The organism is Ruegeria sp. BHSB064 (assembly GCF_059613205.1).
Genome location: NZ_JBXWSB010000028.1, coordinates 36,276 through 46,593, shown reverse-complemented (window position 1 = coordinate 46,593; position 10,318 = coordinate 36,276). Strand labels below are relative to the sequence as shown.

11 protein-coding genes are annotated in these 10,318 nt (G+C 55.9%); 8 read left to right on the top strand and 3 right to left on the bottom strand.

Annotated elements, in window-relative coordinates:
* Together AC2FNU_RS09270 and AC2FNU_RS09265 are read right to left on the bottom strand one after the other, a co-directional pair.
* Positions 1-644: agmatine deiminase family protein (locus AC2FNU_RS09270; protein ID WP_496787502.1), on the bottom strand; the 644-nt coding region annotated here is incomplete at its 3' end.
* The gene (locus tag AC2FNU_RS09265) at positions 644-1,318 is read right to left on the bottom strand and encodes a GntR family transcriptional regulator (RefSeq protein ID WP_496787497.1); all 675 of its coding nucleotides are present in this window, start codon (positions 1,316-1,318) and stop codon (positions 644-646) included. The genes AC2FNU_RS09265 and AC2FNU_RS09270, both read right to left, overlap by 1 nt.
* A 162-nt stretch (positions 1,319-1,480) precedes the next feature.
* Between AC2FNU_RS09265 and AC2FNU_RS09260 the strand changes: the two genes are divergently transcribed.
* The 8 genes from AC2FNU_RS09260 to AC2FNU_RS09225 are packed head-to-tail and all read left to right on the top strand — an operon-like array spanning position 1,481 to position 9,345.
* The gene (locus AC2FNU_RS09260; protein ID WP_496787491.1) at positions 1,481-2,395 is read left to right on the top strand and encodes a branched-chain amino acid transaminase; all 915 of its coding nucleotides are present in this window, start codon (positions 1,481-1,483) and stop codon (positions 2,393-2,395) included.
* Positions 2,392-3,183, top strand: a complete 792-nt coding sequence (locus AC2FNU_RS09255) for a 2-keto-4-pentenoate hydratase (protein WP_496787487.1) — start codon at positions 2,392-2,394, stop codon at positions 3,181-3,183. The genes AC2FNU_RS09260 and AC2FNU_RS09255 overlap by 4 nt, the downstream gene beginning before the upstream one ends.
* A gap of 1 nt (position 3,184) precedes the next feature.
* Positions 3,185-4,081 (top strand): fumarylacetoacetate hydrolase family protein, encoded by an 897-nt coding sequence (locus AC2FNU_RS09250; RefSeq protein ID WP_496787485.1) that lies wholly within the window; start codon positions 3,185-3,187, stop codon positions 4,079-4,081.
* Positions 4,081-6,501: a GcvT family protein gene (locus AC2FNU_RS09245; RefSeq protein ID WP_496787481.1), complete on the top strand. Its 2,421-nt coding sequence runs from the start codon at positions 4,081-4,083 to the stop codon at positions 6,499-6,501. The genes AC2FNU_RS09250 and AC2FNU_RS09245 overlap by 1 nt, the downstream gene beginning before the upstream one ends.
* A gap of 32 nt (positions 6,502-6,533) precedes the next feature.
* Positions 6,534-7,322 (top strand): transporter substrate-binding domain-containing protein, encoded by a 789-nt coding sequence (locus AC2FNU_RS09240; RefSeq protein ID WP_496787480.1) that lies wholly within the window; start codon positions 6,534-6,536, stop codon positions 7,320-7,322.
* 22 nt (positions 7,323-7,344) lie between these two features.
* Positions 7,345-8,040 carry an ABC transporter permease gene (locus AC2FNU_RS09235; protein ID WP_496787478.1) on the top strand — a complete coding sequence of 232 codons (696 nt, stop codon included), beginning with the start codon at positions 7,345-7,347 and terminating at the stop codon, positions 8,038-8,040.
* A complete protein-coding gene (locus tag AC2FNU_RS09230; protein WP_496787473.1) occupies positions 8,037-8,849 on the top strand; it encodes an ABC transporter permease in 813 nt (270 codons plus the stop codon). Before AC2FNU_RS09235 ends, AC2FNU_RS09230 begins: the two co-directional genes overlap by 4 nt.
* A 4-nt stretch (positions 8,850-8,853) precedes the next feature.
* Positions 8,854-9,345 (top strand): GNAT family N-acetyltransferase, encoded by a 492-nt coding sequence (locus AC2FNU_RS09225; RefSeq protein WP_496787467.1) that lies wholly within the window; start codon positions 8,854-8,856, stop codon positions 9,343-9,345.
* Between the two features lie 7 nt (positions 9,346-9,352).
* On the opposite strand, the gene AC2FNU_RS09220 is transcribed toward AC2FNU_RS09225, so the two are convergent.
* Positions 9,353-10,120: an ABC transporter ATP-binding protein gene (locus AC2FNU_RS09220; protein WP_496787464.1), complete on the bottom strand. Its 768-nt coding sequence runs from the start codon at positions 10,118-10,120 to the stop codon at positions 9,353-9,355.
* Positions 10,121-10,318: the final 198 nt, after the last annotated feature.

Here is a 10,318-nt window from a genome sequence, read left to right as displayed (position 1 = left end):
AACAGATCGATGTGGCCGTCCGTGCCGTAATACATCCGTTCCGGATCGCGGGTCTGATCCTCAGACAATCCTTCCTGAATCCAGATGATCCGGTTCAAACCAAGGGCGTCCTTCAGCCCGGCCTCGACATCTTCTTTCGTCAGATACCAGTTTCGCGTCCGATGCATCACACAGCCCTCGGGCGCGATCATCGTGCCCGCGCCGTCGACCGTGACTGCTCCGCCTTCCAACACAATGTCCACCGGGGTCACAGGGACGTTCATATCTTGCGCCAACGCGGCACCCAGACGCGCGTCGCGGTCGCGGTCCGCGTGCCGCTCGCCCCAAGCGTTGAATCGGAAGTGCCGCGCCTTGAGCGTTGTGCCGTCTGTCACAAAGATCGGCCCGTTGTCGCGCAGCCACGAGCCGTCCATAGGGTGCGTCACCACGTCCACCGCGTCAGACAGACGCGACCTCGCATTCGCCGCTTGGCCATCCGTTGCGCAAACCATGGTCACCGGTTCAAAATTCGCAATCGCATTGGCCACGCTGGCGAATTCGTCCCGCCCTTGTTCCAGCGTTTCGCCCCAGGACCATTCGCGGCAGGGCCATCCGATCAGGGTGCGGGAGTGCGGATCCCATTCTGCGGGCATGCGAAATGTCATCAGCTGTTAACACCTTGAATACCGCGAACGATCAGATCGCGTGTGAAAGACAAGTGCTGCGCAAGAGCGGCGCAAGCCGCGTCTGCGTCACGAGCAAGGGTCAGATCGCGTAGATCACGATGCTCGGCATCCACATCGCGCGGCTGTTCTTCGTACGGGATCGACCACCGCCGATACAACTCGGCTGCGGCGCGCAAGCTTTCGGCATAGGACTTCAGCCTTTCGTTCTGCGCCATCCCCAGCAGCGAGACGTGAAATGCCTGATGTGCGTCGGACCAAGCGTCCGTGACCGAGTGCGGATCGTCGCCGATATGTTTCTCGGTCCGCTCCAGCTTGTGCAACGCGGACACAATGCTGCTTTCCCACTCCAGATCGCCATGTTCGATTGCGTCTCTCAAAACAGCGGTCTCGACCAGAATCCGCGACTCCGTCAGGTCGTTGAGATCCTTGAGCGTCAGTTCCACCACGCGGAACCCATGCTGCGCACGTTTGACGGCCAGCCCTTCGGCGGCCAGACGTGTCAGAGCCTCTCGGAGCACACCCATGCTGTGCCCGTATGTTTCCCGCAGATGCGCGAACTGCAACGTCGCACCTGCCGACAACCGGCCACTCAGGATGTCCTGCCTCAGACTCGCATAGGCCCGGTCAGTTTGCGTTTCGATTCCTGCCGCCATTGTTCTTTCCGTATCTCGCACTGTCTCTGGGCGATCATGCCGCAAAGAAGGGCGGATTTCCAAGCTCTATTTTCGACATACTTTAAAATGTCGAAAATATATTGACAACTCGAAAATGCTGATCATGCTCAATATCAGGGCGCGCGAAAGGATCGGGGATAAATGCCACTTACACCAACGCCAAAAGTCTGGATGAACGGAAAGATGGTCGATTGGGACGACGCCACCGTCCATATCGGTACCCACACCCTGCATTACGGCACCGGGATTTACGAAGGTCTACGCGCTTATGAGACTACGAATGGCCCGGGTCTTTTCCGCCTAACACCGCATATCGAGCGCTTTTATCGTTCGGCCAAGATCCTGGCGATGCCCATCCCCTATTCAGTTCCGGAAATCGTCGAAGCCTGCCTTGAGGTTACACGCTCGACCGGTCTCAGCAGTTGTTATGTCCGGCCACTAGCCTATTACGGCTACGGCCATATGGGTCTGGATACCGGCCCATGCGATGTCGACATCGCGATCATGGCATGGCCCTGGGCCAGTGTCCGGGGCGAGGCGACCAATACGCGCGGCGTTCGGATGATGGTGTCCTCGTGGAGGCGTCACGATCACAACATCATGCCGCCGATGGCCAAAACGGTTGGAAACTACGTGAACTCTTCATTGGCCAAGGCCGAAGCGCACCGCGCCGGCTATGACGACAGCATTATGCTGAACACAGCGGGAATGGTCGCGGAATGCTCGGCCGAAAACATATTCGTCGTCCGCGACGGTGTGATCCATACACCCCCACTGTCAGCGGGTGGACTTGAAGGGATCACGCAGGACTCGATCCAACGCATTGCGCAGGATCTGGGATACGAGGTCCGGGCGTCGCAGCTGTCGCGGTCAGATCTTTACATTGCCGATGAAATTTTCGTCTGTGGTACCGCCTCCGAGGTCTCCTCAGTCCAGTCAGTTGATGGTCGAGAGCTTGCGTTCCCCGGTCCAATCGGTGCCGAGATTCAGGCGGTGTTTTCTAAAGCGGTGCGGGGCGAAGATGCACGTTACGCCGATTGGGTGGAGGTCGCATGAAACTCTCTGAGGCGCAACACACTGAAATCGCTGCTCGTTTGCACAAGGCCATCAAATCGGGCCAGGGAATCGATCCGCCGTCCGAGACGATTGATTACACATTCGAAGATGCCTATCGTATCCGGCGCAAACTTGTCGATCATCTGATCGCCGATGGGGGCGAACCCGCAGGTCACAAGATCGGCTTTACGTCCAAGGCCATGCAGAAGATGTACGGCATGACCGGGCCGGATTTTGGCATTCTGCTGAAACACATGTTCATTCCCGCAGGTCAGACCGTGCCTATTGGCCATCTGAGCGACACACGGGCCGAACCGGAACTGGCCTTTGAACTTGCAAAGCCGCTCGAAGGCCCGGGCGTTACACTGGCCGACGCGCTGTCAGCGTCGTCACGGGTGATGGCGGCAATCGAAGTGATCGACAGCCGTGTCGGCGCGATGCGCGCGGCGGCCAATGACTCATTAGCCGACAATGCTGGGGCAGGATACGTGGTACTGGGGTCGGTCTCGTTGTCTCCTGACGAGGTGGATCTCGCCGCGATCCCTCTTACCATGGAGGTCGATGGAGGGGCTGAAACGGCGCCTGCGGGCGATGTGATGGGGCATCCGGGCGAACCTTTGGCCTGGCTCGCAAACAAGCTGCCTGAACTGGATGGCCTCGGCGGCGCGTTAAAGCCCGGCGACATCGTTATCACTGGCGCGCCAGTCAAATCAGTGGCCGTTACACCTGGGAGCCGGCTGTTCGCCACTTTCGGCCCATTTGGAACTATCGACATAGAGTTTACGTGATATGGGCAGTGGCGTAAAATTGGTTAGCTTCGGTAAGCCCGGTAACTGGCAAGGTGGGCTTTTACTCGACGATGAAGTGATATCATTGCAGGTGTTTTCCGCAAAAACCGGCTGGGGCGACATAGTGACCGTGCGTGCCGCGCTTGAGGCCGGGCTTCCCAAGGACCTCGCGGAAAGAATAAGGGCAGTGATGAGCGAGTCGCGTGGCAATGGTCACGTGGCTCGGCTCGCAGAAGTGCGCCTAGGACCACCGATCCCAGATCCGGAAAAGATCATATGCATCGGGTTGAACTATCACGATCACGCCGAAGAGGTGGGAGCGACCCCGCCTGATGCTCCGATCTTTTTCGCCAAGTTCGCAAATTCGCTTGTCGGGCCGTCAGACACAATCGTCCCACCCCGCGACACCAGCAAGGTGGACTACGAGGCTGAACTGGCCGTGGTCATAGGCAAAACGGGCCGGTACATCGATGCCGCCGACGCGCTGGACCACGTGGCCGGTGCAATGGTGCTTAACGACGTAAGTGCTCGTGATCTGCAACTCGCCAACCAGCTTTGGACCGGCGGCAAGGCCATTGATACGTTTGCACCCTGCGGTCCCGCGATCACGCTAGCGGAGGATGCGGGGGATATCATGAACCTGCGCGTCCAAACGCGGGTCAACGGCGAAACGCTTCAGGATGGGAACACCCGAAACATGATTTTCGGCGTTGCGGACTGTATCGCTTTCTTATCCCGCATTATGACCTTGCGCCCCGGAGACATCATAGCCACAGGCACACCCGCCGGTGTCGCAGCGTCGCATTTTCCGGCCCGTTTCCTCAACCCTGGCGATGTTGTGGAAGTAGAGATCGAAGGCCTTGGCCTCCTGCGGAACTCTGTAGTGGAGCCGGGCTAATGAAGTCGGAAACGCAGGCAGTTGTTATAGGCGGGGGCGTCGTTGGTGCAGCCATTCTGTACCACCTAACCAAGGTAGGTATCTCGGATTGTATTTTGTTGGAGCGATCCGAGCTTACAGCAGGCTCTACTTGGCATGCTGCAGGTGGGGTTGGCACTTTTGGTGGGAGCGCCAATGAGGCTTGGCTCCATAAATACGGCTTCGAGATGTATAAAAAGCTCGAAGAAGAAACAGGTATGTCCACCGGCTTTCACCATGTAGGTGAGGTGACCATTGCTCGGACCGACGCGCGGCTAGACGAAATGCGAAGGCACCAAGTGCTGCAACGTCGAAACGGTGTGGATACGTATTGGTTATCAACGAAAGAGCTATCAGCAGTAGCGCCTGTAATGGATTCGGCAACTATTCTGGGCGCGCTTTTCGAGCCAAGTTACGGTCATGTTGACCCAGCGAGTACTACCAATGCGTGGATTGCTGCTGCGCGCAAATGCGGAGCTGAAGTCCATCGCCACACGCCGGTAATTGAGACGATACATCGACGTGATGGCTCTTGGGATATCGTAACTCCGGCTGGGTCGATTCATGCAAACCATGTTGTAAATGCCGCTGGGCTATGGGGACGCGAAGTCGCTGCTTTGGCCGGGGTATACCTGCCGATGATGCCTGTAGAGCATCACTACTTTGTGACAGATCGGATTGAAGAGGTCGCGAACCTTTCAAACGAGTTGCCACTGATCGGAGATGCGGATGCCGAATACTATCTGCGTCAGGAGCGAGACGGTCTTCTACTTGGGGTTTATGAGGATACTTGCACACACTGGGCAGAGAAAGGTACGCCTTCAGATTTTGGGCACGAATTGTTGCCCGATGCCTTGGAGCGAATTGAGCGCAACTTGTCTCAGGCTGTCGAAGCGGTGCCGTGTCTGAGTACGGCTGGTATAAAGCGCGTTATAAATGGGCCGATCATGTTTTCTCCGGATCTGGCTCCACTTGTCGGGCCATATCCAGGCAAGCAGAATTACTGGTGCGCCAATGGAGTCATGACTGGTTTTTCACAAGCGGCTGGAATAGGGTTAGTTCTTGCGCATTGGATAACTGAAGGTGAACCGCCCCTCGATGTTGGAACGTGGGACGTCGCACGTTTTGGGCTTTGGGCAGATAGGGATTATGTAAAGGCGCGTACCGGAGATATGTACGCAACGCGCTTCAAAACACTATACCCATACGAAGAAAGACCGGCTGGCCGACCAGTTATTACCACTCCAGCCTATGAGTTTTACAAGTCCAAAGGCGCTGTTTTCGGTGCTTCCGACGGTGTCGAGTTCCCATTGTGGTTCGCGCCGGAAGGTGTCGAGCCAGCCGATAGTCTAACTTATAATCGGCCGAACTGGTTTGAACATGTGGGCAATGAATGCCGAGCGTTGCACACGGGCGTAGGACTTATCGACATAACCACTTATGGAATGCACTCGGTCCGAGGGGCAGGGGCCCACAATTGGCTTAACCATATACTTGCAGGTCGAATTCCAACCGAAGATATGCGTTTGTCACTTTCAGCAATGCTCAATGAAAAGGGACGTGTGGAAGCAGAGTTTTCGGTGCTTCGTCTTGAGGAAGAAAACTACCTGCTGATTGGGTCAGGTGCGGCGGACAGATACATACACAGATACTGGCAAAAATTCCTACCCATAAATGAGGTGGAAGTCAAAAGCCTTACAAGCTCCTTCAGCGGTTTGTCAATCTCGGGTCCGAATGCAAGGATACTTTTGCAAAGGTTGACGAACACGGATTTGTCACCTGAAACGTGGAAGTATGCTTGGGCTGGTCGCGTCGATCTTGGCCCTTGTAAAGACGCTTTATTGATCCGTGTTGCCTACACTGGCGAGCAAGGCTTCGAGATCTGGGTCCCCACTGACGATCACTTGCCGCTGGTGGAAACGCTCTGTGATACTGGCAAAGATCTTGGTTTCACACTCGCCGGCGTTCGCGCGTTGAATTCACTTAGAATCGAAAAGGGTTTTGGTGCTTGGGGACTCGAATACTCGCCAGACTATACACCGTGGGAAAGCGGCATGGATCGTCTTGTCCGACTCGGCAAAGGTGACTTTGTCGGCCGTTCAGCCGCGTCGGCACAGAGAGATAAAGCAAAAAAATATTCAATCCGTTGTTTCACAATAGATACGCTTGGACCCGACCCATGGGGAGGCGAGCCGATCGAAAAAGATGGCAAGGTTGTCGGCTTCATAAGTTCAGTTGCATATGGATTTCGCACCAATCAAGTCTGCGCCATCGGCTATTTGCTTGGAGAATATGAGAACGAGGCAACTGGCCTCACGGTGGATATTCTTGGCAAACCTTCCCCTGTCAACGTGTTGTCGCGTGCGCCCTTTGATCCCGATGGATTACGCATGCGCTCATGAATACCAACTGCCCATCAGAAAGGAACTAAGTAATGAGCATACTTTCGATATTCCGTGGAGCCGTTGCTGGTGCCACCATCTGTTTTTTTGCATCGTCAGCAGTCCCGCAAGAAGTGCTGCGGGTGGGTGTGTCGTCAGGCTACCCGCCTTTTGACGTTCTTGAGCCGGATGGAACTCTATCCGGTTTCGATATCGATATCGCCAACTTGCTTTGCGCTGAAATGAACATGACTTGCGAATTTGTGGACATTGACTGGGATGGCATCATACCTGGTTTAAAGGCCCGCAAATTCGACGCTATCATCTCATCGATGGGCATCACCGAAGACCGCATGAAGCAGGTGGATTTCACCGATCGTTACTACTACTCGGCCTCGGCCCTGATCGCACCAAAAGACACCTCGATTGCGTCGGCGGATGCGGCTGGAACGGCTGGCAAGACCGTCGGCGTGCAACGTGCCACATCGCATGAATGCTACGTGCAAAAGCTGTTCCCCGACGCGGATATGCGCCAGTACCAGACCTCGGAAGAGGCCTATCTGGACCTGCAATCGGGTCGGATCGACGCGGTTCTGGTCGACACCATCCCCGGTGAGGAATGGATCAAATCTGATCCCAAAAACGCCGATTTTGCACCCGTCGCCGCTGATCTCTACGACTTTGACTGTTTTGGCGAAGGCATCGGCATCGCCGTGCGTCAGGACGATGACGAACTGCGAGAAAACCTGAACGCCGCGATCAAGGCGATCCGCGAGTCCGGCGAGTACCAGAAGGTCAGCATGAGCTATTTCGGCCGCGATATCTACGGACCGGATTCCTGAGAACCCGAAAGGAGGCAGGCGAATGGAAGACCTCTGGGAATATCGGGGCCTTCTGCTGCAGGGGACCATGACAACAGTGACGCTGGCCTTGTCGGGCCTTGTGGTTGCCATGGTGCTGGGCCTGCTGGGCGCCTGGGGAAAACTGAGTGGGTCGCGCGTCGGGTTTCGCGCGGCCAACGCCTATACCACGATCGTTCGGTCGATTCCCGATATCTGCATGATGTTGCTGCTGTACTTCGGGGGTCAGACCCTGCTAAACCAGATCGGGCAGGCAACAGGTTTGTGGGAATACATTGAAATCAACCAGTTCCTGGCCGGGACTATAACGATAGGCATCATTTTCGGTGCCTACATGACCGAGACCTTTCGCGGGGCCTTTCAATCTATTCCCAAGGGACAATTCGAAGCCGCGACCGCCATCGGCATGTCGCAGATGCAGTGCTTTCGCTACATCACCCTCCCCCAGCTTATGGGCTACGCCATTCCCAGCCTCGGCGTAAACTGGATGGTCCTTCTCAAGACCACGGCGTTGGTATCGATCATTGGGCTGCAGGATGTCGTTTGGTACGCCCTGTCTGCCGGGCGCACAACGCGCAATCCGTTCACGTTCTTTCTGGCCGTTATGGCGATCTATCTGGTGCTGACCTTTATCTCGGAATTGATCCTGCGCTGGCTAGAGCGGCGCTACACCGTAGGGCGGAGGCCAGCGGGCGCATGAGTGAAACTGACACTGATACCGACCCGACCGACCCCGTCGCCGATTTCTTCACGGCCATCGCGGAATTCAGCGAATCCAAGGCTCCGCTGGATTTTGTGCTGATCTTCCAGAACTGGGAGCTGTTCTACAACGGGCTTCTCAACACATTGTCACTGGTTACACTGGCATTGGTGATCGGCATGTGCCTGGCATTGCCGATGGCCATCGTCAAATCGCAGAAAACGCCGGTCGGCTCGCAACTGGTGACGGCCTTCGTTTACATCTTCCGGGGCACGCCCCTGCTGGTGCAGGCCTATATCATCTACTATGGTCTCGCCCAATTCGAGGCGGTCCGCGACAGCATCTTCTGGCCCTATCTGCGCGAGCCATGGTGGTGCGCCCTGATCGCCTTTTCGATCAACAGCGCGGCATATCAGGTCGAGATTTATCGCGGCGGCATCGACGCCGTTCCGCGCGGTGAAATTGAGGCCACAAAGGCCATCGGATTTTCGCGTTGGGGGGCTCTGCGCCACATCATCCTGCCATCCGCTCTGCGGCGTTGCTTTCCGATGTGGGGCAATGAAACTATTTTCCTGCTGCACGGAACCGCCATCGCCTCGACAATCACGGTCATCGACATCCTTGGTGCTGGGCGTCAGCTTAACGCGCGGTATTATCTGGCTTATGAAGGGTTCATCACGGCGACGATCATGTACATGATCCTTATCTTCCTACTGACTCGCGTGCTGAACCGCATCGAGCGTCACCTGATGAAACATATGGGAAACGCGACGCTGGTAAAGCCTGCCGTGACCGGCCTGCCAGGGTAACGCTTTGACGACGGTTCGGGAGGCAGAAGTAAAGGTCACTATCCTCCGGGCAGTTCCGGGCGATCTGGCCCAGGTCAAACGCGTGACGTATGACGCCTACAACGGATATATCCCGATGCTAGGACGTGAGCCAACCCCGATGCAACAGGATCATGAAGCCCGGATCGACAAAGGCGAAGTGTTCGTTCTGGTGCGGGGCAAGCAGGTCGGCGGCGTCATCGTTCTTGAAGACCATGGCGACGAAACGCTGGTTTACAGCGTTGTCGTCGATCCGCAGTGTCAAGGGCTGGGGTTTGGTCAGCGCCTGCTGCACTATGCCGATGCGCATGCGCGCATCAACGGGCACAGCCGGTTACGTCTGTGCACCAGCGACAAGATGCAACGAAACCTCGATATCTATTCGGCTTTCGGGTATCGCGAAGTGGCGCGCGAGGATTTCGATCTGGACAATAGCCCCACCGTTGTCTGGATGGTCAAGACCATCGATGCTTCCTGAGCGCCTGTCAGTTTCGGGTATTGGCCAGAAACTTGTCGAAATGTTCGGACGAGCCTTCTATGAAGACATCGTTGGGGGGGCCGTCCAGTTCGACCTCACCCTTGTGCAGGAAAACCACCTTGGAGGACACATCGCGCGCAAAGCTCATTTCGTGCGTTACAACCAGCATAGTGCGCCCCTCATCCGCAAGCGAGCGCATGACTTTCAACACTTCGCCCACAAGCTCTGGGTCCAGTGCTGAGGTCGGTTCGTCAAACAAAAGAACATCGGGATCCATCGCCAGCGCTCGTGCGATCGCAACGCGCTGCTGCTGACCGCCCGAGATCTGTGCAGGATAGTAATCCTTACGTTCGAACATGCCAACGCGCTGCAAGACCTCTTCCGCATGTTCCCGCGCCGCGGCTTTGGATTGCCCCAGTACATGCACTGGGCCCTGCATAACGTTTTCCAGAACAGTCAGGTGCGTCCACAGATTGAAGCTCTGGAACACAAAGCCAGTGTGTTTGCGTAGTTCGCGCACTTCGGCCTCAGGTACTTTGGACGGTCCCTGATCCAAATCGATGGTCTGAGTGTTGATGGTGATCTGCCCGGCATCTGCACGTTCCAGAAAATTCAGGCAGCGCAAAAAAGTGCTTTTGCCCGACCCCGATGCGCCGAGGATAGACACCACGTCGCCTTCGCTAGCCGACAGGGAAATTCCTTTAAGAACCTCCAGGGTTCCGAACGATTTTCTAATACCAACCGCGCTCAGGCGTGGTACTGCGGCTTCAGGCATAGCGGCAAGCATCTTGTAAGCCCTTTTTCATTTTCGACATTTGACTAAATTGTCGTAAATATGTCAATTAGGCTTTGAGTCACCAGCCAGTAAAGCATAAAACCTTGCGCTATTTTGGCGTTTAGCCTGGTTTTTAACTACTATACTTCAATAGAGAGCATTTGAGGTTGGCCCATGCGGTCGACTGCAGTTTTGGTT